This is a genomic window from Paenibacillus sp. CAU 1782 (genome assembly GCF_054551715.1).
Map to the genome: position 1 here is coordinate 1,406,560 of NZ_JBTOLL010000001.1, position 26,938 is coordinate 1,433,497.

Consider the following 26,938-nt stretch of genomic DNA (forward strand, 5'->3'; position numbering starts at 1 on the left):
CAGCCCCTCCTATGCTCCCTTACTCATTACGCTGCCCCGACGTCAATTGGGCAGCCAGCTCACGCGCATCCTCCAGCAATCGGAGAGGAAGCGCCTCCCGAAGTTCCCGGCTAGGCCGGCCCAGCTTACCGTGCGAGGCCAGCTCTCCCAACGCGGAGGACGCAAAGCGGCGCCACTCTTCCTCATCCGATTCCAACTGCAATCCTAGCCTATAAAGCTCGCCTGCAAAGCTGTCCTCTTCCGACAGCGATTCCCAATCCAGCATTGCGCCTGTTTCAATCTCCAGACTATAGACATAGACCCAAGCCTCTCCCGCAACGGGTTCAAGCTCCCTCTGCAAGTTCTCCAGCAATGCGGCTGATGCCGTCTGTTCGGCAAGCTCGCCATGCAGCGTTCCTCTGCCGTTCAGAGTCAGCCTGAGCATGACAGGCCTTCCGCCGCTCCGGCTTCCGGCATCGTCAGCCAGCTTCATAAGCTGGCTGAGCAGCTCTTGTTCCGTCTTTGCTTCGGCAATGGACAATTCCGCTTCCTCCCACAAAACCGGTCCAAGCGGCGAAAAAGCAAGTTCGGTCGAGCCGCCATCGCTGACCGTCACCACATAACATCCCTTGATTCCCTTCTCCCGGGGATTTCTGCCCTGAGCGTTTCCGGGGTATACGATGCAAGGATGCGCTGCATTAAGCACTTCGCGTTTGTGAATATGGCCAAGCGCCCAATAATCAAAGCGGCTTTGCTTCAGCTCTTCGAGACGGCATGGCGCGTAGGAGTCATGTCCCGAGTCGCCGCCCACGTTGCCATGAAGCATGGCAATATGATAAGGCCCGTCCGCTCTTCTGACGTAATCAAGCGCCAGATTGCGCGTCACGGCCCGCTCTCCGTAGGAAATGCCATATACATAAGCGGCAAGCTCCCCGTCGCGCCGATAGGCCGGCCTGCACTCCACTTCTTCTGATCCGAATATATGTACATTGGGTGGCAGGGTCATTGCCGCCCTGCGTCCTCCCAAATGATCGTGATTGCCGTGTATGACATAAACGCCAACGCCATGTTCGGCCAGCTTCTCCCATTCCCTAACAAGCGCAAGCTGCGCCCTGAGCGAACGGTCCGCTTCATCAAACAGGTCTCCCGCGATAACGACAAAATCCACTTTTTCCGCAATCGCGGTTTCCGTCAAACGGCGCAACGCCGCAAACGTTGCTTCAGACAGCGCCTCTCGCACGGGATCCGGCGTTTTGGACAACCCGCGAAACGGGCTGTCCAAATGCAGATCGGCCGCATGGATAAAGGTGAAGGGAACCCCCATTGCTTCCTCCCGTTCCGACCGGCAGGGGTTACTCCGCCGCCGGCAAAATGTTGGTGTATACTTTTTTGAGCTGCGCTATGACGCGCTGGAGAGAATAGGCCTGTTTGGCTTTGTCCCAGGCTGCGCGCGCCAAATTGTGGCGAAAAATGGGATCCGACACAACCTTCTCAAGCGCATCCGCCAATGCTTCATGATCCTCGACCGGAACCAGCAATCCGTTTACCCCGTCCTGTATCTGCTCCGATATGCCGCCCACGTTGGTTCCAACTAGCGCCAGCCAGCACAATGCGGCTTCGGCAAATACCGACCCAAACGCCTCCGCGCGGGACGGCAGCACGAATACATCAAAAAACGGCATAAATTCTTCCGGGTGAAGCATATACCCGTAAAAAATAATATCGTCGTACAGATCCAGACTTTGGGCCAGCTGCTCCAGCTCATGGCGCACCGGACCATCCCCGATAATATGAAGCACGAAGGGGCAGCCCCGCCGTTTCAGCTCGGCGCATGACCGCAGCAGAACATCAAGGCCTTTTGCAGGGACAAGCCGGCAGACCGTGATCAGCTGAGGCACCGCGTTTTCGTGGGCGATCGGCTTAAACCGCTTTTCGTCGAATCCATTGGGAATCACCTTGATTTTTTCAGGATGATCCATATGGAGCGCCAAATAGGAGCGGAACGATTCCGACGCCGTCATGATCAAGTCGACCTTGGACTCCAGCTCGCGGTAAATGGAGGTCAAAAACCGGTGCTCAATGCCGCCTTCGCTAATCCGCCCGTTCAGGGTCAGCTCGCTCTCGTAGCTGGAATGAATCGTCATGACCAGCGGCGTGTCGGGAAAAATGTGTTTCATGGCAAGCGCCGCGATTGGGTGGTGAGCATGGATAACATCATAGGACTTGCTCATGCGAAGACGCGTCCACCAAATGTAGTCCTTGTACGTCTGCATATACTTATCAACCAGCGGATTGCCGGCATATTGCTTGTAATCAAAAGTCTGGAACGACACTTCCTCGGAGCCTTTGCTTCGAACTCTTTTGGGTATGGAGAAAAGATCCATCTCCCATCCCAGCTTCAGGAAACGCTCCTGGATATAAGGAACCATCGATGATACGCCCCCCGGCTGCTCCGGCGGGAAAAACAAAGCTTGCAATATATTCATTCAATCACTCCCGATAACCTTTATCTTCACGGCATTGTACACCGGACTATTGGAACATGTTCCTTTACACAAGTTACGATTTCCTTATCTTTCAAAATATGATATACTAGAACATATGTTTCTGTAAAGTCGCAGATTTAACCCAATTCCAATGCAACGGTGGTTGACTTATGACAATGATGCAATGGCTCTCCGGTCCAAACGGGCATCTTTTCGCTTCTTTTTCTGTAAGCGTCATTCTTTTGCTAATGATTTTTATGGCTGTCAGGATTCATGCCAGCTACCGCAGCAAAGGCATCTATACGCTGCTGATCGGGACTCTTGGCGCGATGATTGGCGATCAAGGCGTCAAAGCTTTTCTTGCTCTCTCAGGCCGGCACTCCGCCGAATGGCTTCAGCTTGCATCCATGCTCCTTACGATCATTACATTCATTATTATAAACTTTGTGTTTATGAAGTTATATACTTTAAAAACCGCCAAGGTCAGAATCATTCCATTTATGACGATGATCGCCGTTGGTTTAGCCATCGGAGCGGCTCAGCTGTTCCTTGGATCCTACACTGCGCCGGGACAAGCAGGCGAGGCTTTTTTCCCAATGTTAGACGTATACAGCATCGTCGTTGTTCTCGTTATTTTGCTTGCGACGCGCAGCGTGGATATGAATGCAAAATATTATGCAAGCCTGATCACCGTGTTTGTAGCGGAGTTGATTCGAATAGCGGACGGCTATGTATTCAAGGGCGAGCAGGCCTGGGCAATTCTGCTGGTTCAGCTGCTGCCGCTTCTTTATTACTGCCTGTTGTTTACGCTTTTGTTCGAGTGGGTCATCGATCGTCTTTTGTCCACTTATCAATCCGCTATTGCTGATGGTTTAACCGGCCTCTATATCCGCAGACATTTTAACAAAAAAGCAAGCCAGTTGATGGAACGAGGCGGCATTGCGATCATTTTTTGCGATATCGACAATTTCAAGAGACTTAACGATACGGAAGGCCATGCCAAAGCGGATACGGTATTAAAGCGTGTCGCGGATATATTGAAGGAAGAATCTTCAGGTCTGGGCCACGCCGGACGTTACGGCGGCGAAGAGCTGCTTGCCTGCATCCGGACTGAGGGCTGCAAGCCGGATCAGGTTGCAGAATCCATCCGCAAGCGGGTTGAAGCCGAAACCATCGTAACGATCAGCGTTGGATACAGCACCGTTAAAACTGCCGATTCCGTAGAAATGATGGTTAAGCAGGCAGATGAAGCCATGTATTATTCCAAAACAACCGGCAAAAACAAAGTGACCGCGTATAAGGCTTCTCTTCCAACCGCCAAAGGCTCAGCCTGAGGCGGTTTTCTTATGCAGTTTCTGGTTAAGAGCCTATCACGGCGCGTCACACAAAGAAAAAAAGAACCTGCTTGCGCAAGCTCTTGTAGGCTTAGTCCCTGAGCGGTATGAGCAATTCCACGGGTTCCTCTTCCAAATGATGCTCATCCACATAAAATAACTCCAAACAAACGGCGTTTTCATGCCGCTTCAATCCTTGTTCCAGCATCCAGGCGTTAAGCTGCTCATAGGCTTCGCCAATCCGTTTGTTGGAGCTTGCGACCATAGCATAACGATGCTCCGGAATCGTAAACTGCACCATTCCTTCCGGTAACTCTTCCATATGGTCCGTTTCATAGCAAGCCCAATAGGATGCAAATGCTTCATTGCCATAATACGGACTATAAACCACCGTTGACTTGATCTCGCCGTTAAACTCGTGTTTTCTTGCCAGAAATTCGCTTTGCAATCGGATGGTTTCGTCCGGAAACTGCGAATAAGGTCCACTATAATTGAGGCCAATCAGATTTAGGGCAGGTTTTGTTACAATGTAACAGTTTTCCACACATTCTTCCTCCTTTTGATCGGGTAAAAGAACAATGGTGCCAGAAAAAACCTTCCATGCCCCTAGTGTACCACTATTAATGCAAGAAGGATAGTGCGTCTCTTACTCATTCCTCTTCCAGTCTCTTCATAAAATCTTCCATGGCGCTATAGCCTTGCTGACGCAAATACCAGTTGTTGGCTGCGGCTTCAATCAATCCCGCCACATCCCGTCCCGGCTGAAGCTGGATTTCGATATGGGGAACCTGCACGCCCATATACTCCACAAACTTTGGCGGCACTTCAAGATCGTTGTTCAAGTCGTTGTCGCGCCATTTGGTCAGCTCGATATCCAGCGTAATGCGTGTTTCATCCTGAAATGCCCGGCGTCCATACAGTCTGACGACATTGACTAGCCCAACGCTGCGCAGCGCCAAAAACTCTTTGGTTTTACCGTTATGGCTGCCCAGGAGCGTTTGTCCGCTCAGCTTTTTCAATACGATAATGTCATCCGCAACAAGTCTGTGGCCGCGGCGAATGAGCGTATGCGCTGTTTCGCTTTTTCCAACGCCGGATTTGCCGCGCATCAAAATACCGATGCCAGAGACATTAAGACATACCCCGTGAATTGCAATTTCCGGCGCTAATTCCTTAAGCAAATAAGCATCCAGCATTCCCAGGAAGGAAGCAGTAGGTTCATTGGTACGCAGTAGAGGAATACATTCTTCATCGCAATATTTGGTCAAATATTTGAGACCTTCCTGACCGCTTGTTACGATAAAGCAAGGCGGATGGTATTTGACGATGTTGCCAATGTGATGATTGCGCTCCTCTTCAGTCAATGCCAGCAGATAGGTAACTTCTTTTTTGCCAAGCACCTGGACATGCTCCTGAGGGAAATAATCAAAATAACCAACAAACTCCAAACCCGGCCGATAAGCCCGAGCTTTCGATATTGTGCGGCCCAGCTTGTCCTCTCCAGCCAAAACCTCCAGGTTAAAGCGGCGGGCCAATTCCCCTACCTCTATGCTTTTCATGAGTCATGCCCCTCTCTGTGTGCCTAGGGCGTTACATGCCCTAAAGTATATATTTTTACTTTATCCGCTGCAGTGATATTTTTCAATCATGAACGAATATAGATTTTCACGGAAGTCTCGCACTTCCCAAATTATGCAAAATCGCCCCCAACCTGCCGGTTACGGCATAGTCGGGAGCGATTCCTGCTCTATCCAATTTAGAAATTAAACACAAAATCATCATCCGTAAGAGGCTCGATATGAATCGTCTTGACATATCCATTGCCTTTTTTGGAGAAAAAGTCATGTTGTTTTGTATGAGTGCTGATCCCGTTGAAAACGATCGGGTTAACCGGCTCCTCAGGGAAATGCGGCTCCAGGCCCAGGTTCATCAATGCTTTGTTGGCGTTGTAGCGGACGTAAACCTTAACTTCCTCTTCCAAGCCAATCGAGCTGTACAAATCATCGGTATAAACCACTTCATTGTTATACAGCTCCATAAGCAGAGCATAAAGCTCGATTTTCAGCGACTCCTGCTCTTCAGTCGTAAAGGTGGCAAACAGCTCCTGCGCCAGCACGCCGACATACAGGCCGTGAATGCTTTCGTCGCGCAGAATGAGGTCGATAATTTCGCCGCTGCTTGTCATTTTGCCTTGGCCGGCCAAATACAGCGGGTAGAAAAAGCCGCTGTAGAACAGGTAGCTTTCCAGAAATACGGAAGCCGCCATCGCCTTATATAGCCCTTTTGTATCGGTTATATTGGTATACCAAGCGGAGATCAATTCCGCTTTTTTCTGAAGCTGTGGATTTTCATCCACCCATTTGAAAATCGCGTCGATTTCCTCGCCGGAAGCCAGCGTTGTAAAGATGCTGCTGTACGACTTGGCATGAATTTGCTCCATCATGGACATAAACGCCAGCACCGCTTTGCGTTGCAGACCTTCGACATGCTCCAAAATTTTCGGCATGCCCACTCCGCCTTGGATGGTATCCAACAGTGTCAGGCCGCCCAGCACATGTTTGTACAGGGTGCGCTCGTCGTCCGTCATCGCCATCCAGTCCATTTTATCATCGGAAAGCGGAATTTCATCGTCCGTCCAGAATTGCATAATATTTTGCTGCCAGAACGTAAGCGTAAAATCATCGTCCGGGCGGTTCCAGTTTACGGCTTTCATGATTCCCATGCTCCTTTTTGCTTCGCACTTATAGATTACAGGTCGCTATCGTTATACCGCGCAGCTTGTGCACTCCTCAACCGACAGGCGTTTCGTGCGGGTATAATAGAGGGATTTCAAACCTTTTTGAGCCGCATATACGTAGAAACGGGCCAACTCGCGAGTCGTCACGTTGCTGTTAACATGCAGTACAGTCGAAATGCCTTGGTCGATATGCTGAGTAATTTCCGCAATCAGATCAATCAGCTTGAACTGGTCGATGTTGTAAGCCGATTTGTAGTAGAAATAATTATCCTGTGCCAGGTAAGGCATCGGGTAATAGGTTGTGGAGTTGGCGTAAGTACGCGTCTCGATATGCTCCACAATCGGCATTACGCTGGATGTTGCGTTTTGGATATAGGAAATGCTTTGCGTCGGCGCGATCGCCAGACGGTATGCGTGATACAGCCCATGTTTCGCAACTTGCTCCTTCAGCTCCGCCCAGTCTTGCGGCGACGGAATCTCAACGCCTTGGAACAGCTCTTTCACGCGATCCGTTTTGGGACGGAAATCCGTTTCGATATACCGTGCAAAATAAGTGCCTTTGGCATATTCCGAACGATCGAAATCTTTAAACGTCGCATTGCGCTCCTTGGCGATTTCCATGCTTTTTTCCAGCGAGTAGAAGTTCATCATCATAAAGAACGTATTGGCAAAATCTTTGGCTTCTTCGCTCTCGTACGAAATTTTGTTTTTGGCCAGATAACCGTTCAGGTTCATGGCGCCAAGTCCTACGGAGTGCAGCTCTTCATTGGCCTTGCGCACGCCCGGAGCGTTGTCGATTTTGGACAAATCGCTGACGGTTGTCAACGCCTCGATGCCGACCTTGACGGAATCCTTCACCTTGCCGCGTTCCATGACGTTAACGATATTCAGTGAAGCCAGGTTGCAGCTGATATCGCGGCGGATAGCGTCGTCATAGCCGTAATCGTTAATTTCCGAAGTCTCCTGCAGCTGGAAAATTTCTGTGCACAGGTTGGACATTTTGACGGAACCGATATCCTTGAGCGCATGCACATTATTGGCATTGGATTTGTTCATGATGTACGGGTAGCCGGATTCCAGCTGAATGGACGCGATTTTGGTCAACATGTCGCGCGCGTTCATCACCGTTTTTTTCGTTACTTTATCGTTGGCAAGCAATTCCTCGTACATAACATCCATATCCATGTCGTCCAGGTGCTGTCCGTATGCCTTGTGCACGGAATGTGGTCCAAACACAACAAGCGGTTTGTTGGCCGCAGCCAGCTCATAGAACTTGTTAGGGATGATCAAGCCGATGGACAACGTTTTGATGCGGGATTTTTCGTCGGCATTGATTTTTTTGCAATCCAGGAACTCGATAATGTCCCAGCCGAAAATATTGTAGTACCCGGCGCCGGAGCCTTTGCGCTGCCCCATCTGATCCGCATAGGAGAAAGCATCCTCCATCAGCTTCAGTACAGGCATAATGCCTTTGGCAGCTCCCTCAACGCCTTTGATCGGTTCGCCGCGCCCGCGCAGCTTGGACAGGTTAACCGCAACGCCGCCGCCGATTTTGGACAGCTGCATGCAGGTGCCAAGCACGTAGTTAATGGAATTGAGCGAATCGTCCATTTCCAGCAGGAAGCAGGACACCATCTCGCCGCGGCGGCTCTTGCCTGCGTTCAGGAACGTTGGCGTAGCCGGCTGCAGCCGCTGCTCGATCATCGCTTCGGCAATCCGGAGCGCCCTGTCGGCATCGCCTTCGCCAAGATGCAGCGCTACGATGGAGACGCGGTCGCTGTACTGCTCCAGGTACTTGGACTTGTCGTTTGTCTTCATCGCGTAGTCCTTGTAGAACTTGGATGCCGCCATGTACGACTGGAACTGGAAGCCGCTCCCTTCCGTCAGGTTAAATACCGCTTCAACCTGCTCGTATGTATATTTTTTAAAGACATCGTCGTAATAGTCGTTTTGAATTAAATAATCCAGCTTTTCCTTAAGCGTACCAAACTTCACGCTTTTTTGCTCAACCTCGGCCATAAAAGCGGCGACCGCTTCCTTGTCCTTCTCCAATTGATAAAAACCGTCTGTTCCGCGCTGCATCAGCTGGTTGTTCAGTTCGATGTGCTTCACGTCGCTTTGCTTCGCCTCATCCTTCTTACCGTTTCGGCTATCGGCAGCAACCTTCGCCTCATCCGCCCCCGCTTCAATGTTTAATTCCTCATAGAGCTTCAATGGCACGCACCCTTTCAACAAAATTTTCCCGATCCTGATTGGTTCCCGACAATTCAAACTTCAGAATGACCGGCACATGGTATTTGGAAGAGATGGTATCCGCGCTTTTGGCAAAGCCCGGTCCCCAGTTCCGATTGCCGCTGGCCGATACGCCCCTCAGCATGACATGGTTGGTCTCCAAAAAGTGGTTAACTCGTTCCGGGACTTGTCCGAACCCGGTCGTATACGTGACGAGTACAAAAGGCTCGTTCACTTCCTGCTGCTCGTCAATCTGTACGGCACGCATATTCAGCTTATTAATAAACCGTTTTACATTGCCTGTTTTGGAATCATAAACAACTAGCATGGCACGCCGCTCCCCTGCGGAAATATAGAGGTTGTTCAAAAAGTCCGCTTTGATTGCGAAGCGCTTGAAACCGAGCTTTTTGAACACGCACTTATAGCAATCAAAAAGCGCTTCCGGCCTCTATCGGAGTCAGATGCGCTTGTTGTTATGCATCATAGCTTACAAACAGAAAACTAGATTTACATCAACATCTAGATGATGTATCTGATTCTACATCAACATATAGGCTTCGTCAATGCAAATTATGGGATTCTGTTCTATTCTATGTCCGGCAAGTTTTTAGGGTGCTCGACTATTTTAACAGATAAAGCTATGATGGAACAGTACCATTTTTTGAACGTTCGGAGGATGATTTTGAATGGCTAAATTAACGCCTGCTGAGGCAAAATCCCTGCTTGAGGAGCTGTGCCGGGACGCAGGCCGCGAGGCACCTGAACTGGGACTTTATATACAGGAGCTGGAGCGGACGGTCCGGGAATTGAAGCTGGCCGCCGTGCGCCGATCAACAGGATCGGAATCCATGAACAGCCGCCTGAAGGACGCTTTGCGTGAATAAAGGGTCAGTCGTGTAATCCTGGCGCAATCACGCCGGAACAGCACCGCTTTTTCGTCATGGCAAACGGGGTTGTACGAAAACTCGCACAACCCCGCTTGATTGCAATCGCTGCATTCGCTGACATAACCTGCCGTGGCGAAGCCGAAATGCACGAATTATTTGATCGCGGCAAAAAACAGCCGCTCGGACTGCCCGTCGGGCCGCTCCAGCTTGAAGTCGGCATACCGGTCTACTTTAGAGAAGCCAGCGCCAAGCAAAGCCGATACGATCCAATCGGGATCGTAGGCGCGCTGCACATGTGTTTCCTCGAACCGGCTGAATCTTCCGTCGCTCTCGCGAGCAAAAATAGAGAGATTGTGCTGAATGCGGCAAGGCTCCGGCTCGAAATCACAGGTCCAGATATAGGCGATATCCCGTTCGTCCAGCACAAAAGGCTGCTCCTCGCTATAACGGATCAGCGTTTGGGGCGGGTGAACGTCGAACAAGAAAGAGCCGCCGCTTTTGAGCGCGGCGAAGGTAGAACGAAAAGTCGCTTCCACATCGGCTTTCTCTGTCAAATAATTGATGCAGTCACAAAAAGAAATAACCGCGTCAACGGGCTCTGCAAGCTCCCAGGACGCCATATCCTGCTGCAGCCACCTGATTGTCCCCGCACGCGGACGAACGGCCTGCTGAGGCGTCTCATCCCATTTGCTGCGGGCAACCGAAAGCATCTCGGATGAAAGGTCGATGCCATATACATGAAAGCCGGAGCGCGCCAGCGGAATTGCCAGACTGCCCGTTCCGCAGCCCAGATCCGCGACAGAAGCCGGCATGCCGTAATGCGACCAGCATTCCCGGGCAAAGCCCAGCCAGTCCGCGTAAGGCATGTCCTCCATCAGCTGATCGTAGACCAGCGCAAATTGACCGTAGGAGCCGCTCATTCCGCTGCTTCTCCTTTGGCGGAACCTTCGCCGTTTGGCTCCCCTTCGTTCTGGGGCTCCGTCAAATACGTCCAGCTTCCCTTCTGGGTTATCAGCCCTTCGCGGAGCAGCTTGCCGAGCGCCCGTTTAAAAGCCGATTTGCTGATGCCAAAACGCTGCTTGATGATGTCGGGATCGGTTTCATCGGAATAAGGCATGCCCCCGTTTGGCCGCTCCTTCAGAAAAGTCAATAGACGGTCCGCGTCCAATTCGCGCCCGACCTCTTTTTTCTCCGACATGGACAGATTGACCCTGCCGTCCTCCCGAATAAACGTCACGCGCGCGCGAACCCGTTCGCCCAGGCGAAGCGCTTTCGTCCGCTCCGGCGCGGGAATCATTCCGTAAACGCCAAAACCAACCACTCCGCCGTCGAGGATGACGAAGCTGCCCATTTGAAGCGTTTTGGTCACCCAGCCCTCCACCCACTGGTTGCGCCATGATTCCGGCGCGGCAAACACAAGCGGCGACAGCTCTTCTTCGAATGCGATTTTGGCTACCAGGCGGCCGATTTTGTCATGCTTCATCACGACAAAAACTTCATCGCCGGGCAGGGGGCGGTAAGAAATGCTCTCCGGCAGCTCGGACAGCGGCAGCAGAAGCTGCCTGCCTAGTCCCATTTCCAGAAAGCAGCCCAGCTTGGGATGTACATCCGCTACCTTCAAACGGGCAAGCTCGCCCAATTGAAGAAGCGGTTTTTTCATTGTGGCCGCAATGCGGTCCTCGGAATCAAAAAAAATAAAGGCATTAATTGTCGCCCCGATGGAAGGCTTGGAGCCAACCAGCTCCGTGTAGTGGAGAAGCACCTCGCTGCCATCTTCATCGATAAGAAAAAAGCCGTAGGGCGACACTTCGCGCGAAACCTTCAGCTGTTGGGTAGTACCCGCTGTCAGAGTCATGCAAACTCCACAACCTTGGCATCGGACCACAGGCGCTCAATATTATAATAATCGCGCTCCTCGCGATGGAATACGTGAACGATCACGTCGCCAAGATCGATCAGCACCCAACGGGCGCTATCCATACCTTCCATGCCGCGAACGCGAACACCGCTTTTTTCCGCTTGCTTGCGCACCTCGGTAGCAATAGATTGAACCTGCACATCGGAATTGCCGCTGCAGATGACAAAATAATCTGCCACGAGCGAAATTTCCTTCAGGTTAAGCGCCACAACATTGATCGCTTTTTTATCTTCAGCGGCATCCACCGCAATTTTCAGCAATTCATCGGACTGTACTGCCATTCTTCAGCCTCCTGTTTGGCTCGCGCTCCGCAAGCCGTATATGATTTATTGGGTAGGTTGCTCTTTATTAATGCTTTTCAGTATATCATTCCGCGCTTCCACCGTGAGGGGATAAATCAGCTTGCCTCTGGAAATCAGAACTCCAATGGTTGCATCCAGTGCCGCCAGAATTGCGATATCAAGATTTTTTTCGCTCAAGCTGCGGATTTCGTTTATGCCAGGAAAATCCCGGCCCGGCTCGATATAGTCGGCAAGCCATACGATTTTTTCCAGCTTCGACATACCTCTGCGTCCGGACGTATGGTAGCGGATAGCATTCAGCACATCCTCGTCGTCCACCCCAAACCTCGTCCCGGCTTCCCAAGCGCCAACGGGAGCATGCCAGAGCTCTTTTTCATAAGCCAACAATTCAACGCCCAAACCGTTGTCGGCAATAACGGCAGCCTGGCGGTCAATCGCCCAGAATTTGGCCACGTCATGCAATAATGCCGCAAGCTCGGCACGCTCGGGATCTCCTCCGAACCGCTTCGCCAGCAGTATCGACGTTGCCATTACGCCTTCCGTATGTATCCACCGGCGTTCCGGCATTTCCGCCTTGACTGCCTCAATCATCTCTGCGCGTTCCATACCAACCATGCCTCCTGATTAACTGGTGAACCGCCTCCGGCAGCAGATACCGAACGGAGCGGCCTTCCCGAAGGTGCTTCCGCAGCGCTGTCGACGAAATCCCTATAGCGGGCATCTCCGCAAGTCTAAGCCGTTCCCTCAAAAAGTGAGGAAGAGCAGCCACATCCGCCTTGTCCGACGGACGCTCCAGCCCGATAAAGGATATCAGGGAGGACAGCTCCTCTACAGCATGCCATTGGGGCAAATCGTTAATTCGGTCCGAACCAATAATATAAAAAAACGAATGCTCCGGATAAAGAGTTATTAGCTCCCTGACCGTATCGATGGAATAGCTGACGCCGCCTCTTTTTAGTTCGATGTCGGAGCTGGAAAAAGCGGGATTGTCGACTGTGGCGGCGCGCACCATCTCAAGCCTCCACTCCGCGGGAACGGCAGGGCCGTTATCCTTTAACGGAGGGCCGCTGGTCGGAATAAACCAGACCTCGTCCAGTCCGCCGCAATCCTTTGCCGTCTCGGCGGCAATGAGATGTCCCATGTGAATGGGGTCAAAGGTGCCGCCCATGATGCCTATTTTCGCCAATTGACTTCCCACCTGTTCTCCTGAATTAAGAGCCGGCTTGCCTTCCCTTTCCAGGGAGGCAGTGATTCCACTGTATTTTGTACGGAATGTTACTTGGACCGGGGCAGCTCGATTTTTTTGTGGTCGCGGGATTCCTTGTACAGAACGATCGTTTTGCCGATTACCTGCACCAGCTCCGCTCCTGCCGATTGCGAAACCTCGGCTCCGATTTCACGGGGGTCATCAAGACAATTGTTGAGCACGGATACCTTGATCAGCTCTCTTACTTCCAAAGCTTCCTGGATATGACGTACCAGGTGTTCGTTTGTACCGCCTTTGCCCACTTGGAAAATGGGGTCCAGATGATGCGCCTGCGAGCGCAAATAACGTTTTTGCTTTCCTGTCAACATGTTTCGATTCCTTCTTTCATCATAGTTCCACAACATGCATATCCCCGTCAGGAGCCCAACGTTGACAATACCGTTGCTTTCATTACATCGACCGGCGCCGGCACGCCCGTCCAATATTCAAAGGCGTATGCGCCTTGATAAATAAACATGCCAAGCCCGCCATGAATGGCGCAGCCGCGTTCCTCCGCTTGGCGAAGAAATTCCGTCTTGAGCGGATTGTAGATCAAATCGCTGGCTACGGCGCCTGGCTTCAGCCAAACACCCGGAATCGGAGTTTCGCCAGGATGCGGATACATGCCCACTGACGTCGTATTGATCACAATATCGGCATCGCCGCATGCATCCTTCAGGGCATCGTACGGAATTCCGGCAACGCCGGCTTCCTTCCCGCCGAGGTCGTCAGCCAAAGCCAATGCTTTGTCCGCGGTCCGGTTGGCGATAACCACCTCGGCAGGCCGCTCGCGCAATAAGGCGTAAATAATGCCGCGAGAAGCTCCGCCGGCTCCCAGCACAACTATTTTTTTGCCCTCCAAGCGGGACTCCGCCTCTTCCTTTAAGGAACGCACGTAACCGATGCCATCCGTATTATAGCCGACCAGACGGCCGTTGTCGTTTACAATCGTATTGACTGCGCCAATCGCTCTGGCGTCTGGATGGATATCGTCCAGCAGGTCCATAACCGCAAGCTTGTGGGGAATCGTGACATTGACCCCTCTCATTCCCATGGCGCGCACGCCTGTCACAAAACCTTCCAGCTTATCCGGCGTAATATGGAAAGCGGCATATGCGCCGTTAATGCCGCTTTGCCGGAAGGCCGCATTCATCATCAACGGAGATTTGGACTGCACGACGGGATCGCCAATAACGCCGTAGAGTGTCGTATGGCTGTCGATGATATGGTCAAGCTGTCGTTCCGTCACATCCGTTCCCCCTTATGTCTCTAGATCATGGAAGGGCGCAGCAGCACCTTGACCCCTTTGGGCGCATAGATGTCCAACTGCGCGCCGCATTGGCCGCTTGCTTGTATCCACCCCAGGCCTGCGACAAAAATATCCTGCTTCTCCCCGCTCCGCACGCGCAGCGAATGCCTTGTCCATTCCGGAATAGATGCCAATTCCTCACGGCTTGGAGCGCCAAGCAGCTCTCCCTTGTGCTCATCATAAAGTTCGTCCGCCCGCTCCAGCTTCGTACGGTGCACGTTAAGCGCATTGGAAATGTAGAGAGTAAAGGATTGACGTTCCCCTTCCACAAAATCAAAACGAACCAGGCTGCCCAGAAACAGCGTTTGCTTCTCGTTCAGCTGATACACCAGCGGCTTGATCGGCTTGTCAGGCAGCAGCGAACCCAAAAAGCTGCGCGGCACAACCTCCGTCATCCTGCTGGTATAAACGATACCCGGCGTATCAATGATGGCTTTGCCGTCATCCAGCGGAATATGAATGGCGTCAAGCGTCGTGCCCGGATAACGGGACGTCGTCAGTTCTCTATCCATATCGCTGTAATCCCGGATCAAGCGGTTTATCAAGGTGGATTTGCCGACATTGGTGGCGCCAACGACATAGACGTCCCGTCCTCTGCGGTGTTTCTCCAGCGCTTCGATCACATGCTCGAAGCCGATATTGCGTTTGGCGCTGCACAGGATAACATCCACCGTGCGCAAGCCCTGCTCCTTGGCGGTCCGCTGCACCCAGTTGCGAATCCGGTTCATGTTCAGCCCTTTTGGCAGCAAATCGACTTTGTTCACGACGAGCAAAACGGGGTTATTGCCGACAAAACGCTGAAGGCCGGAAATCAAGCTGCCCTCAAAATCGTACAGATCGACAATATGGATAACCAAACTGTCCGTTGACCCGATGCTGCCAAGCAGCCGCAGGAAGTCATCCTGATCGATCGCTACGGATGAAGCTTCATTATAATGTTTGATGCGGAAGCAGCGCTGGCAAATAACCGGCTCGCGCGAAGCGGCTGATTCAGGCAAATAACCCGGCTTCTCGCTGCTCTCCGATTGCAGAGCAACGCCGCAGCCTGCGCAGCCCGCTGCTTCTCCCTTGTATTCCTTGCTCATGATTGCGAATCCTCCTCGTACCATAACCCGCGCCGGCGAAGCCTTATGAGCGCGTATTTCTCAATTTTGCGGTTAACTCTCGTCATAACTCCTTCATCTGCAGGAGATATCGGCGCAACCAGAATCGTGTGCAGGCCCAGACGGTTGCCGCCTAGCACATCCGTCATCATCTGATCGCCGATCATCGCCGTCTGGCTCGGCTCCAATTCCAGCAGGGCCAACGCTTTGCGAAAAGCCTGCTGCGACGGCTTCCTGGCAGCATGCAGGAAAGGAATATCAAGCGGGGCGGCAAAATTGCCGACCCTTGTTTTATTATTATTGGACACAATAACAACCCTGAATCCCGCCGCCTTGACTTTATCAAGCCAAACGATCAGCTCGGGCGTGGCCAGCGGCTCCCTGGCCCCTACCAGCGTATTGTCCAAGTCCGTTATAATTCCCCGCACCCCGTGCAAATACAGCTCGTCCAGATCAATATCGTATACCGAATGAACACGTTTCTTCGGCACCAATCTTTCAAACATACCCGCAATCCCTCAGCTTTCTGCCTGCTATCTTACGAAACTATAACATACAATGACATTTTGTTGCAAAAAAAATACCGCCGAATCTGCGTCCGGCGGCATTTCTTTACGACTTCAATTCGCCTATCAAATAATTAACCTTTTGCACAAAACGATCGGTTTCATCCTTGCTTGCGATACCCGCTCCGTATTTGGCCCGCTCGAAGCTCTCCAGCACATAGCGGAAATCTTCCTTCAGAGGTTTGCGGCTTTGCGACCAGCGCAGAATGGCCTCCCGCAGCGTTTCATGCTCCTCGCGCTGCAGCCCGCGCGTCTTGCAAATGCGCAGAAGCTTTCCGGTCTCCGCCACGATCAGCTCATTGCCGGAATAATCGCGTCCCAGGAGTTTGCGGTAAAGCAGAATCAAACCGCCAAAACGCCGGATGACAATCCAGGCCACCCCCGCCAGGCCGATGCTTGCCGCCGAAATCCAAATCCATGCGAAGCTGCCCTGCGATTTATTCTCTGTGGACGGCTGGGCCGCCGGCTCTTCGAGCTGAGCCGGATCATAATCAGGAATAACCGGCTCCGCGCCTTCCGGCATGGAATAAGGAAAACTAAATCCGGCAGTCGGCTCGAACGGAATCCAGCCGTAGCCTTCGAAATAAATTTCCACCCAGGAATGCGCATCGGAGTTGCGAACTGTATACGTTCCGGCTCCATCAGGATTGATGTCCTCCATAAATTCGCCCGGCACCGTCATACGGTCTGCCGGAAGCGCTCCGGGAGCAAATCCTTTTACCCAGCGGGCAGGCATGTCAAGCGTGCGCGCCATTACCGCCATGGCAGTGGAGAAATAATCGCAATACCCCTCCCACAATTCAAACAGGAACTGGTCAACAAAGTCCGTGCTTTGACCGGACAGTTTGGTCAAATCTGGTTTGTTGTTATAGGCGTAGTTGCTTCGCAAATAGTTCTCCAGCAGCTTGGCTTTGTCATAGGCCGTAGCGCCTTCCGCCGTAATTTCTGCTGCAAGCTGCGCGACCCGATCTGGCAGAGTGTCCGGCAATTCAGTGTACATCTCCTGCAAAGGAGGCTCTGCGAACGCAGCGTTGCTTTGCCTCAATGCCGCTTCATCCAGAACTGTCACCTGCGATGTAATGGAATAGGCGCGCGGATAAACAACCCCTCTCACCAAAAGCTCCCACTGACTGGCCTGCCAAACCATTGAATCCGGGAACGGTTCGTTTTCCCCGTTAAACCAGTTCACTTTTGAAATGGCGGCTGCGCCGAACAAAACGGGATATGCGTCCTCTCGGATCATCGTTACCGTCTGATCAACTTCCACTGTTTCCGCCAAAGGCCTGAATTCGTCCATCAATTCTCTGTTTTTCTGTACAGGGTTGGTGATATAGTTCGGACTTTGAGGCAACGATTGGCTATCAACCCAGCCCGTTCCGGTATAGTTGTCCTTGGATTCTCCCCGCCAGTAGCTGCGGCGAGTAGTCGTAACCGTCATCATGGGCGAATAGTCATAGTCAAATCCACCGCCCAATGACCCATCATCCCGACTGTAGCCGGAGCTTGCATTGCCGTTGGCTGAAGCCGCATCGCGAATGATCGCTTTATCGCCCAAAAAGACGGAAACTTCCTCTCCGCGCGCATTTTTCCACAGCGTATAAGGATCCTGCAGCAGCGGAGGCAGCGATGGCATATTAACGCCAACGAGCATCAGCAAAGACAGGACAATAATCGCCGGCGACAACAGGCCGATGGGGTATTCAAGCAGCTCCTTCCAGCTGGAAGGATGCCTGCGCTGCAAACTGGCAAGATGATTCACAACCAGCCAGATCAGTCCAGCAAAAACCACCACGGCGACATTGTCCCATAACCAGATTGGCGTAAAGGAATCCGCCACGGTCAACAGCAGTATTCCGGCGCCTACTACTCCGAAAAGCCGGGGCCTGGTTACGGACCAGGAGCCAAGCAGCATCTGGAGCGCCATAAGCGAAAGCCCAAACCAGATGAAGGGATGCAATTGGGCCAAATGCTGCTGCGCCCACCATAACCATTCGCCGGGTTCGGACGAGGAAGGCGGCAGGACCACCCAGTCCTTCTTGGCCAGCCTGAACACAACAACAATCGTTGCAGACAGCTGAAGAAAGGAACGGAGCAGCCACATGGATAACGGTACAATAAAATGGATAACGGCCACGGCAGCGATTGTATAATAACTGATGGCAAAGCTTTCCGGCCACCAATAACCTTCGAATACGGACAGGCATGCGCATAAAATAGTGCCGACGAACAACGCCGATATTCGTTCGTACCATGTCCCTCCGTATGAAGCCGCGATTCGCTGCATTCCTTTTTTCATGCGATGCCGCTCCCTTCCAGAAGAGTAGGCAGCTCTTGCAAATGACGAACCGTATAAACGGTCCAGCCGCGCGTGCGCAGCAAATGCTGCCACGCCGCGTTGGCGCTTGCCTTGTCAGTCGCGGAGCCGATATGAATGAGGCACGGGTGAATTCCTTTGCGGGAAAGCCACTCCATGGACTGCACGATGCCGCTGCCTCCTTCGCCCGATACAACAATCGCGAAGGAACCCGGCTCGATCACGCTATCGGCTCTCATTAATGAAGCGTACAGGGCAACGGGCGAATCCGCGTCTACCGAGGTCAGATGCTTCATGCTCAGGCTTCGCTGCTCCATGCCGGATTTTGGAGGAAGTATCGTCATGCTTTCTCCAACCGACACAAGCCCCATCGCCGTATCGTCCCTGAGTCCATGCTCCATGAAAGAAGCCGACACGGAAACCGCCAGTTCAAAACGGTCATTGGCATCTCCGCCGTAGGAGGACAAGCGGCGGTCCAGAATAACAAGCGTGCGCGGCAGCGACTCCCGCTCAAAGGCCTTTGATTTCCATTGACCGGTTTTGGCTGTTGCGTTCCAGTGAATGCGCGAAAGCCGGTCGCCGTAATGATATTCCCGCACGCCATTGATTTGCGTCGTTTCCTTGGCCGAACGCGATGCCGAGGCCTGGGAATACGGTCCCCTTACGCCTTGCCGAAAGCCGTTCCATGCTTTCAGCGCAACGACCTGCGGCTGAATGCTGAACGTTTGCTCCTTCACGAAACTGCCTTCATGCTCGAACAGTCCAAAAACATCATAAGACACACAATCCGTCCGCAGGAAACTATATTCGCCACGCTGAAGCGGAGGCGTCTGATAAGATACCTTGCCCGCACGTTTCCAGTTCGGTACATAGGACGTTTCGAATTGGAGCAACTTTCCGTTATGCCGCTGAAGCTGGTCGCGAACAATAATATAAGGCACAGGGTAAAAACCGGGAATGCGAACATACAGCTTGACGTCAAGCGCAGTGCCGGCGCTTAACGCCCCTTGCTGCGGGTTGTTTCCTCCGCTGATAACTCTGGACCCGCTCACTCTGGCGATGCCGCTCCATCTCCCCAGCAGCAAATAGATGAGCAGAAGGCTCAGAATAACAAGCAGCATCAGCGCTGTTTTGCCGCCTTGAAACAGAAAATAAAGGACACAGCCAACATAAACGGCAGTGGTCAAAAGCCAGCGGGCCTTTTTGCTGATTGGTCTCATCATGACCTATCTCTCCAAACGAACGGGCACTTTAACCGATTCAATAATTTGCTGAAGAATGGACTCGGCTTTCAGACCGTTCATTCTGGCCTCCGTTCTCAGCACGATCCGGTGGCACAACACATACGGAGCCAGCGATTTCACATCATCGGGCGTCACATAGCTGCGCTGGCGAAGATAAGCGCTAGCCTTTGCCGCACGCGACAGGGAAATCGCCGCACGCGGGCTGGCGCCAAGCAGCACCTGGGCATGCTCACGCGTGCCGCGGACCAGGCTGACCAAATATTTGGCAACCGCATCATCGATATGAACCGCCATGGCTTGCTCCTGTATTTCCATCAAGGCTTGCGTATCAAGCACTTGCTGCACCCGATCCGAAGGATGATGGGTTTCGGGGGATGAAATCATTCGCTGCTCGTCGGATTCCGTAGGATAGCCCAGCGACAGCTTCATCATAAACCGGTCAAGCTGCGCTTCCGGCAGCGTATAGGTGCCTTCGAATTCAATCGGATTTTGCGTAGCGAGAAGGGTAAAAGGCCGTGGCAATTCGTAGGTTTCGCCATCTACCGTAACATGCCCTTCCTCCATCGCTTCCAATAAGGCTGATTGGGTTTTTGTCGTTGCGCGGTTAATCTCATCGGCTAGCAATATATTTGTCATGACGGGACCCGGCCGAAACAGGAATGCTTCCTGCTTGGGATGATAGATTGAAACGCCGGTAATATCGGTAGGCAGCAAATCGGGATTGCACTGAATTCTTCTGAATTGTCCTCCAACGGTTTTGGCAAGCGCCTTGACCAGCTGGGTTTTGCCCGTGCCCGGCACATCCTCCAGCAGCACATGTCCCCCCGCCAGCACGGCGATTAGAAGTCTTTCTATCTCCTCATGCTTTCCCAGGATACAAGAATCTAAATGTGATAGAATTAATGCGCATGATTGCATGTCAGCAGTACGGATATCCATAAATCAACCTCCCGGAAAAATATGAGTTCGGACGTATCTTAAAACCACTCAGCGGAATTTTAAAACACACCCTAGCCTATGTATCTTTATTCTACCGTAAGGCATTCCTCCTGCACAAATTTTCGGCATTCCAAAAAAAATTGGAGAATCCCACAGGATTCCCCAAAACTTGCGAAATACTCATCCTTTAGGCCTAATGACAAGAGCCGCGAGGAATGAAAAAATAATCGCCGCCGAGATGCCAGCGCTCGTCACTTTAAAGATGCCGGAAATGATTCCGATCCAGCCCTGGGTATGCAGCTCCGTCAAAGCTCCGTGAACAAGCGCGTTGCCAAAGCTGGTAATGGGTACGGTTGCGCCCGCTCCAGCAAATTTAACCAATGGCTCGTACAGATCAAAACCATCCACAATCGCTCCGATGACAACAAGCGTCGCCATCGTATGGGCGGGCGTCAGCTTCAGCACGTCGAACATCAGCTGCCCCAATACACAGATGGCGCCGCCAACCAGGAACGCCCATAAAAAAATCATGCCCCTTCCCCCTTTCCACTGCCGGCAGCAATGGCGACCGCATGGGCAATGCCGGGAATGCTTTCGCCTTGCTGGAATGAAATCGGAGAGAGAAGCGCGCCCGTAGCCACGACCAATATCCGTTTTAACTCGCCCCTCGCAAGACGCTCCAGCAAATGGCCGTACGTAACGACAGCCGAACAGGCGCAGCCGCTTCCTCCGGCTTGTACCTTTTGCCGTTCAACATCGTAAACTAAAAGCCCGCAGTCATTAAAATCGGTATGGTCCATCGGCACGCCGTTCTGAAGCAGCAGATCCTTGGCTATGGGATGGCCTACGCCCGCCAGGTCGCCGGTCACAATAAGATCGTAATCGCCGGGGGAACGGCCAGTATCATTGAAATGAGCCTGAATCGTGTCCACTGCCGCCGGAGCCATCGCCGCGCCCATGTTAAAGGGGTCTTTAATGCCCAGATCTACAACTTTGCCGATGGTTGCGCATTCCACGACCGGTCCGTTGCCTTGAGCCGCCACTAGAGCTGCGCCGGCTCCCGTTACCGTAAATTGCGCCGTCGGGGGCTTCTGGGAGCCGTATTCCGTTGGATATCTGAACTGTTTTTCCGCCGTACAGTTATGGCTTGATGTGCCCGCAAGCACACGTTCCGCGGCGCCGCTATCCACAAGCTGACAAGCCAGAGCGAGCGATTCCATCGAAGTGGAGCATGCTCCGAAAACGCCCAGATATGGCGCCCCAATCGCTCTTGCGGCAAAGCTGCTGCTAATAATTTGATTCATCAGATCTCCGCCAATATAGAACTGGACATCCTGACGCGACAATCCGGCTTTCTGTACGGCAAATTCAGAGGCTTGCTCCAGCAGAAGCCTTTCTGCTTTTTCCCAGCTTTTTTGCTGCATGTCCAATTCGGGATGGACCAGATCGAAGGCCGCCGCCAGAGGACCGTTCCCCTCTTCCGGCCCTACAACGGCGGACGCTCCGATAATGACCGGACGGTTATCAAACCACCAGGACTGCTTGCCCCTTAACATCTTATTGCCCTCCCGTGCCGATAATCAGATGCGCAATCCCGACAAAAAAAGCGGCAACTGTGCCGTAGACGATAACCGCGCCTGCAAGCTTGAACATATTGCCGCCAACGCCCAGCACAAGCCCTTCGCTTCGATGCTCCAAAGCGGCGGAACACATTGAATTGGCAAATCCCGTGACCGGCACGGCGGAGCCGGCTCCCGCGAACTGGGCAAGCTTGTCATAAACGCCAAGGCTGGTTAAAATGACCGACAGAAAAATCATAACCGCCACGGTGGGGTTGGCCGCTTGCTCCGGGGTCATCTTCATCAGATGCATAAACAGCTCAGTAACAACTTGCCCCACTAAGCAGATGCTTCCGCCAACCAGAAATGCCTTTAGGCAATTGCCGAGAATGGAACGAGGCGGCTCTTTTTCTTTTGCAAACACTTGATATTCCTTGGGCGACATGGCCATTTTGTCAAAGCGGCCCGCGCCGTTTTTTGCAGTTGCCAATTCTGTTTCCTCCTTACCCGCTGCGGCTTTCGGACGATAACCCCGGCCGCATAGCTGCCTTCCCCTTCATTATTTGTTACTTTCCCCTCCGTTATGCCAATTCCGGATTCAACGCACATCGCAAAAAAGCCAGCCAATACATTGGCTGACCTGGATCATGCAAACTTTTATCTCTATCGTTGGCCTCTTTCCCTGGCTTTTATCCCTGTCTTTTATCCCTGTCTTTTATCCCTGGTTTCTATCTCTGGCTTCCGGCACCGGCCGAACGCTTCCACTTTTCCAACACCATTTCGTAAAACCGCCCAAGCGGAACGCTGAGCATTTCCTGCGAGATGTGGATCGGCGCGTCAACCAGCGCATTGTTCAAATTCATCAGCCATCGCTTGAAGCCCGGCTGCTTTTGAAGAAAGGCCTGCGGGTCCCGAAGCTTGATGCTGATCCAGCGCTGGCCGGAATATTCGGTCATTCCGATATCTTCAATTTCATCCCAGGCGATCGTGCCAGCCGAGACATAGGAGGAGTCGTCGATTATTCCTTCTTCATTAATAAATAGAGAAGGCTTGCGCCCGAGAAGTCTGGATAAAAAGAAAAGGAGCGCCGCTCCGAACAAAAGGACGCTTGCCACGCCGAAAATGGCTTCGACCCAATTGCCGGAAATGATCATCCACAAGCCTACGGCCACAAAAGCAAGCGAGCCGAGCGTCATCAGCGCAAGCCGTTTCTTATCGGGATATTCCGCGTAACCCATCATCTGCTTTTGCCCGTCATTTTGTCCCTTATTGCTGTTTTTATGTTGATTCATCGTTGAGTATGGTCCCTCCTTGTACACTTGCACAAATTCCGCGGGTGCCATGGTTCGCGGGCAGAGCCGGCGGAAATGAGTCCATATCATTGTTAAACAGATTTTCGGATTTGAAAACGGCCCAGAGCAAAAATAAGACTATGGTAACAGGATGATCATCTGTCAAGGTCCTTATCAAATAGCGGACCTATTAACGGTGGTTTTCAAACGCTCAAACCCGCTGCGGCAAAAACTTTATCATATCCCGCTTTAGAGCGCTGCGCAAGCTCTTCCGGCGTCCCTCCCGGCGGTTCCGCGCTCAAAATCTCCTGTGCCACTGGACCTCGATAACCTATGTCGTGCAAAGCTTTCAGAAAACCGGCCAAATCAATGACGCCTTCGCCAGGGTACAAGCGGCCGTTGTCCAATGCTTCCTCAAGAGGCACGTCCGGCGCATCGTTTAAGTGAACATGCACGATTTGTTCCGGAGAAAGCTTCAAAATATCCTTCGGAGTCAAGCCGTTTGTGTACCAATGGTACGAGTCGTACAGCAGGCCGACATTAGACTCGCCGATGCTGCCGATCCAATCCAGCGTTTCTTCCACTGTCCAAATAAAGGGATTGCTCCAACGCGTGCGAAGATGATGCGGGCCCACAAACTCAAGGGCAAGCGATAGGCCGTAAGCTCCCAAAATTTGTGCGCAAGAGCGAAGCCGCCGCGTAGCCAGCGCCATAAAATGGGCCGCCTTATGGTCAGTGGACGGCAGAATATACGTGCAGCAGACCGTACAGCCAAGCTCTCTGGCGGATGCGGCCTCTGCGGCTAATCCCTCCAGCCCTTTCAGAAACTCTTCCTCCGTAGTTCTCCATTCCACGCTTAATCCAATGGAACCTATACCAACGCCATGTTTCGCCAGCAGCGAACGAGCGCCTTCCGCGCCATGTTCGCGAACTAGCGCAGCCGCGTCCAAATCAACCGTTTTGAAGCCATACCGGCCTGCAAGCTCGATAAGCTGCTCCTGGTTTTCCAAAGCTCCCAGACCAGCCCCCGACAATCCTCTCAGCATATAAACTGCCTCCTCGTCTGAAAATGCGAACTACCTCTATCACTCTACAGTTTCTATGATAGAATAGAATACAGATCAAATCGCGCTTTTTTTTCGATAAACATCTCAAATTTTCGGAGGGTCCTACCTTCTATGACCTATTATCCCGATTACTTAAAAACCTATCCCAATATGGACACGGCAAATCCGCTACATATCAGCCTGAACTCGCTGCCGAGCGGCTTTCGCCAGCATCGTCATAATTTTTTGGAGTTTTCCTATGTAATAGAAGGCAAAGGATCGGAATCCGTCAACGGAAGCCAACATTTGATGGAATCCGGCATCTTTACCTTTGTGCTGCCCTTTCAGACTCATGAGCTGTTTACCGATCCCGGTGAAACGCTCCAATTATATAATTGCATGTTCAGCATGGATTTATTGTTGGAAGGCAGCGGAAAGCAGTCCCTTCACGGGCTGCTGGAGGAAGAGGCTTACCAGCCTTACGCACGGCTCGAAGGCGATGACAAAATCAGAATGAGGCGACTGGTCGAGGACATGTACCGCGAATACAACGGCAATGAACCTTGGCGGGACGCCATTCTGCAGCTGCGGCTCAAAGAAATTTTGATCCTGTTCGACCGCGCCCGCAGATCCGCAAGCGCCGATCAATCCGATACGATTGAACGGCCGGGCAACAAACGCTCCTCCACTTGGTGTATTATCCGATATATCCATAGTCAATATCAGGAGGAGCTTACGTTGTCCCGTCTGTCGCAGCGATTTGCAATGAGCGCTTCCCGCATCAGCGAAGTCATCAAGGAAGCAACAGGCCAGACCTTCCTGCATTTTCTTCATGATCTTCGCATTCGACACGCATGCGGCCTCCTGGCCTCCACGGAGTTAACCGTTTCCGAAGTGGCGCTGGAGTCGGGGTATGGATCATACGGAACCTTCTCCCGCGTGTTTCGCGCAGCCAAAGGAATGGCACCCAAGGAATACCGGCGCACTACCGGTAAAAAACAGTGTTGACCACAAACACAAGAACAAAGATGATATAAAGAACAACCGAAATGATCCGCATCGTGCGTTTGTCCACTGCTGCACGCTCCTTCCCGTGTTCATTGACATCCCTGCTGTATTGTATGCCGATAGGGGCGATTGCGGAATAAAGAGATCCCGAAGCAAGCAAATGAAAGGGGCTTTAGGCTTACTCATGACAACACTTACACCATCGGCCGCAAAACAAGCCGTATTCGAAGCGATCGCCAGATCGGTCAGGATATCCAAGCTGGATCTCCATCGTTCATTCAGCCTGACCGGCAGCAGCATGGCGCGTATTCTGGATGAGCTTATAGCCCACGAGCTTATTCGCGAAAATGGCTACGGGCCTTCTACTGGCGGCCGCAGACCTATTTTATACGAATTAAATCCGACGTACGGATATTTGCTGGGGCTGGAGGTGTCGCGGACCTACTCCGCGATCGGACTTTTCGACATGGCGCTGAATCCGCTGGCAAGCTTTAAATGGAACATGGACGAAGACATGGACCCTCGCAGCCTGATCATTGCCGTCAAACGCTGGATCGGACGGACGTTGTCAAGACTTGATATACCGAGAGAAAAGCTGATCGGTCTTGGCATCGGCTCGGTAGGACCGCTTGATCGCGAAAGCGGCATGCTGTTGAACACCAACCATTTTCACGCTAAGGGCTGGAAAAACATCCCGTTTCGTTCCATGATGGAAGATGCGCTTGGCATCAAGGTTGTTCTGGAGAGCGGAGCAAGCGCGGCGTTAATCGGCGAGCATTGGTCGCTGAAGGAGGAACTGCTCGACCATATGTTGTACGTGCACGTAGGCGCGGGCATTCGATCAGCGATGATGTCGGACGGAAGGATTGTGCGCGGAGCTGCCGACATGGAGGAATCCATAGGCGGGATGATTATTCAGAGCAGCGCCCCAGCTCCGGATTCAACCGGCAATTACGGGGTTTTAAAAGACTTTGTTACGCTTAACGCATTGGAGAAGGGCATTCAGCGTTTAGGGAAAGAAATACGGAGCACCCGAATCGCAAAAGGGCCGGAGCCTGCGCATGTCGATTTCCCCGCTTTGCTTCAAGCGCTGCAAAATAATGATCCCGACATTCGGAAGCTTTTTCTGCAATCCGCCAATTATTTGGGGATAGGCCTTGCCAACATTATTAACATGGTGCACCCGGAAAAAGTTATTTTGGGCGGTCCGCTGGTGCATTCCGACAGCCAGTATTACGAAACCGCCATTGCTACAGCCTCCAGCAACATCTATTCCGATGCCGGCTATCGACCACGCTTCTCCCAAGGCAAACTCAAGGAACAGGCGGTTGCGGCGGGAGCTGCGGTCATTATGCTCAAGAAGCTGGGATTGTAAAACCTCCATCGATGCGCTTGAAGATAGGCAAAATAATGGAGCCTTCCGAATCACTCCGAGAG

Annotated in this window: 28 protein-coding genes; 4 read left to right on the plus strand and 24 right to left on the minus strand. The window is 52.3% G+C overall.

Annotated features, from left to right (window positions below; all coding sequences use genetic code 11):
- Positions 1-19 precede the first annotated feature (19 nt).
- Both ACX93W_RS06925 and ACX93W_RS06930 read right to left on the minus strand, forming a co-directional pair.
- On the minus strand, positions 20-1,303 hold the full coding sequence (locus ACX93W_RS06925; protein WP_459391557.1) for a metallophosphoesterase family protein: 1,284 nt from the start codon (positions 1,301-1,303) through the stop codon (positions 20-22).
- Positions 1,304-1,331: 28 nt separating this feature from the next.
- Positions 1,332-2,465, minus strand: coding sequence for a glycosyltransferase family 4 protein (locus ACX93W_RS06930; protein ID WP_459391558.1), 1,134 nt, complete (start codon positions 2,463-2,465; stop codon positions 1,332-1,334).
- Between the two features lie 170 nt (positions 2,466-2,635).
- Between ACX93W_RS06930 and ACX93W_RS06935 the strand changes: the two genes are divergently transcribed.
- Positions 2,636-3,799 (plus strand): GGDEF domain-containing protein, encoded by a 1,164-nt coding sequence (locus ACX93W_RS06935; protein ID WP_459391559.1) that lies wholly within the window; start codon positions 2,636-2,638, stop codon positions 3,797-3,799.
- A 91-nt stretch (positions 3,800-3,890) separates the two neighbouring features.
- Here ACX93W_RS06935 and ACX93W_RS06940 read toward each other — a convergent pair whose 3' ends face one another.
- The 5 genes from ACX93W_RS06940 to nrdI all read right to left on the minus strand — a co-directional run bounded on the left by ACX93W_RS06940 (position 3,891) and on the right by nrdI (position 9,096).
- Positions 3,891-4,343: a GyrI-like domain-containing protein gene (locus ACX93W_RS06940; protein ID WP_459391560.1), complete on the minus strand. Its 453-nt coding sequence runs from the start codon at positions 4,341-4,343 to the stop codon at positions 3,891-3,893.
- Between the two features lie 106 nt (positions 4,344-4,449).
- Complete coding sequence (hprK, locus tag ACX93W_RS06945; protein WP_459391561.1) at positions 4,450-5,358, minus strand: HPr(Ser) kinase/phosphatase; 909 nt, start codon at positions 5,356-5,358, stop codon at positions 4,450-4,452.
- Positions 5,359-5,555: 197 nt separating this feature from the next.
- Positions 5,556-6,512: a class 1b ribonucleoside-diphosphate reductase subunit beta gene (gene nrdF, locus ACX93W_RS06950; RefSeq protein WP_459391562.1), complete on the minus strand. Its 957-nt coding sequence runs from the start codon at positions 6,510-6,512 to the stop codon at positions 5,556-5,558.
- A 51-nt stretch (positions 6,513-6,563) separates the two neighbouring features.
- Complete coding sequence (gene nrdE / locus ACX93W_RS06955) at positions 6,564-8,648, minus strand: class 1b ribonucleoside-diphosphate reductase subunit alpha (RefSeq protein ID WP_459392028.1); 2,085 nt, start codon at positions 8,646-8,648, stop codon at positions 6,564-6,566.
- Positions 8,649-8,736: 88 nt separating this feature from the next.
- Complete coding sequence (gene nrdI / locus ACX93W_RS06960) at positions 8,737-9,096, minus strand: class Ib ribonucleoside-diphosphate reductase assembly flavoprotein NrdI (RefSeq protein ID WP_459391563.1); 360 nt, start codon at positions 9,094-9,096, stop codon at positions 8,737-8,739.
- A gap of 358 nt (positions 9,097-9,454) precedes the next feature.
- Between nrdI and ACX93W_RS06965 the strand changes: the two genes are divergently transcribed.
- Entirely contained in the window at positions 9,455-9,652 is a 198-nt protein-coding gene (locus ACX93W_RS06965; protein WP_459391564.1) for a hypothetical protein, read from the plus strand.
- A gap of 155 nt (positions 9,653-9,807) precedes the next feature.
- On the opposite strand, the gene ACX93W_RS06970 is transcribed toward ACX93W_RS06965, so the two are convergent.
- From ACX93W_RS06970 to ACX93W_RS07050, 17 genes are all read right to left on the minus strand, one after another.
- Positions 9,808-10,575: a class I SAM-dependent DNA methyltransferase gene (locus tag ACX93W_RS06970; protein WP_459391565.1), complete on the minus strand. Its 768-nt coding sequence runs from the start codon at positions 10,573-10,575 to the stop codon at positions 9,808-9,810.
- Complete coding sequence (locus tag ACX93W_RS06975) at positions 10,572-11,510, minus strand: CvfB family protein (protein WP_459391566.1); 939 nt, start codon at positions 11,508-11,510, stop codon at positions 10,572-10,574. Before ACX93W_RS06975 ends, ACX93W_RS06970 begins: the two co-directional genes overlap by 4 nt.
- Positions 11,507-11,854 (minus strand): ribosome silencing factor, encoded by a 348-nt coding sequence (gene rsfS / locus ACX93W_RS06980; RefSeq protein WP_459391567.1) that lies wholly within the window; start codon positions 11,852-11,854, stop codon positions 11,507-11,509. The genes ACX93W_RS06975 and rsfS overlap by 4 nt, the downstream gene beginning before the upstream one ends.
- 45 nt (positions 11,855-11,899) lie before the next feature.
- Positions 11,900-12,481, minus strand: coding sequence for a bis(5'-nucleosyl)-tetraphosphatase (symmetrical) YqeK (gene yqeK / locus ACX93W_RS06985; RefSeq protein WP_459391568.1), 582 nt, complete (start codon positions 12,479-12,481; stop codon positions 11,900-11,902).
- A complete protein-coding gene (gene nadD / locus ACX93W_RS06990; protein ID WP_459392029.1) occupies positions 12,459-13,043 on the minus strand; it encodes a nicotinate-nucleotide adenylyltransferase in 585 nt (194 codons plus the stop codon). The genes yqeK and nadD overlap by 23 nt, the downstream gene beginning before the upstream one ends.
- Before the next feature lie 107 nt (positions 13,044-13,150).
- Entirely contained in the window at positions 13,151-13,450 is a 300-nt protein-coding gene (gene yhbY, locus ACX93W_RS06995) for a ribosome assembly RNA-binding protein YhbY (RefSeq protein WP_459391569.1), read from the minus strand.
- Positions 13,451-13,497: 47 nt separating this feature from the next.
- Positions 13,498-14,370 (minus strand): shikimate dehydrogenase, encoded by an 873-nt coding sequence (locus ACX93W_RS07000; protein WP_459391570.1) that lies wholly within the window; start codon positions 14,368-14,370, stop codon positions 13,498-13,500.
- Positions 14,371-14,390: 20 nt separating this feature from the next.
- Positions 14,391-15,515, minus strand: coding sequence for a ribosome biogenesis GTPase YqeH (gene yqeH / locus ACX93W_RS07005; protein ID WP_459391571.1), 1,125 nt, complete (start codon positions 15,513-15,515; stop codon positions 14,391-14,393).
- Positions 15,512-16,039 carry a YqeG family HAD IIIA-type phosphatase gene (locus ACX93W_RS07010; RefSeq protein WP_459391572.1) on the minus strand — a complete coding sequence of 176 codons (528 nt, stop codon included), beginning with the start codon at positions 16,037-16,039 and terminating at the stop codon, positions 15,512-15,514. The genes yqeH and ACX93W_RS07010 overlap by 4 nt, the downstream gene beginning before the upstream one ends.
- A gap of 106 nt (positions 16,040-16,145) precedes the next feature.
- Positions 16,146-18,395: a transglutaminase TgpA family protein gene (locus ACX93W_RS07015; protein ID WP_459391573.1), complete on the minus strand. Its 2,250-nt coding sequence runs from the start codon at positions 18,393-18,395 to the stop codon at positions 16,146-16,148.
- Positions 18,392-19,636 (minus strand): DUF58 domain-containing protein, encoded by a 1,245-nt coding sequence (locus ACX93W_RS07020; protein ID WP_459391574.1) that lies wholly within the window; start codon positions 19,634-19,636, stop codon positions 18,392-18,394. The genes ACX93W_RS07015 and ACX93W_RS07020 overlap by 4 nt, the downstream gene beginning before the upstream one ends.
- Before the next feature lie 3 nt (positions 19,637-19,639).
- Entirely contained in the window at positions 19,640-20,596 is a 957-nt protein-coding gene (locus ACX93W_RS07025; protein WP_459391575.1) for an AAA family ATPase, read from the minus strand.
- A gap of 180 nt (positions 20,597-20,776) precedes the next feature.
- Positions 20,777-21,127 (minus strand): stage V sporulation protein AE, encoded by a 351-nt coding sequence (gene spoVAE, locus ACX93W_RS07030; RefSeq protein ID WP_459391576.1) that lies wholly within the window; start codon positions 21,125-21,127, stop codon positions 20,777-20,779.
- Positions 21,124-22,152 carry a stage V sporulation protein AD gene (spoVAD, locus tag ACX93W_RS07035; protein ID WP_459391577.1) on the minus strand — a complete coding sequence of 343 codons (1,029 nt, stop codon included), beginning with the start codon at positions 22,150-22,152 and terminating at the stop codon, positions 21,124-21,126. The genes spoVAE and spoVAD overlap by 4 nt, the downstream gene beginning before the upstream one ends.
- 1 nt (position 22,153) lies before the next feature.
- Complete coding sequence (spoVAC, locus tag ACX93W_RS07040; RefSeq protein ID WP_459391578.1) at positions 22,154-22,645, minus strand: stage V sporulation protein AC; 492 nt, start codon at positions 22,643-22,645, stop codon at positions 22,154-22,156.
- A 238-nt stretch (positions 22,646-22,883) separates the two neighbouring features.
- On the minus strand, positions 22,884-23,447 hold the full coding sequence (locus tag ACX93W_RS07045) for an STM3941 family protein (protein ID WP_459391579.1): 564 nt from the start codon (positions 23,445-23,447) through the stop codon (positions 22,884-22,886).
- Positions 23,448-23,650: 203 nt separating this feature from the next.
- On the minus strand, positions 23,651-24,493 hold the full coding sequence (locus ACX93W_RS07050) for a sugar phosphate isomerase/epimerase family protein (protein WP_459391580.1): 843 nt from the start codon (positions 24,491-24,493) through the stop codon (positions 23,651-23,653).
- 132 nt (positions 24,494-24,625) lie between these two features.
- Between ACX93W_RS07050 and ACX93W_RS07055 the strand changes: the two genes are divergently transcribed.
- Positions 24,626-25,501 (plus strand): AraC family transcriptional regulator, encoded by an 876-nt coding sequence (locus tag ACX93W_RS07055; protein ID WP_459391581.1) that lies wholly within the window; start codon positions 24,626-24,628, stop codon positions 25,499-25,501.
- Between the two features lie 184 nt (positions 25,502-25,685).
- The gene (locus tag ACX93W_RS07060; protein ID WP_459391582.1) at positions 25,686-26,876 is read left to right on the plus strand and encodes an ROK family protein; all 1,191 of its coding nucleotides are present in this window, start codon (positions 25,686-25,688) and stop codon (positions 26,874-26,876) included.
- Positions 26,877-26,938: the final 62 nt, after the last annotated feature.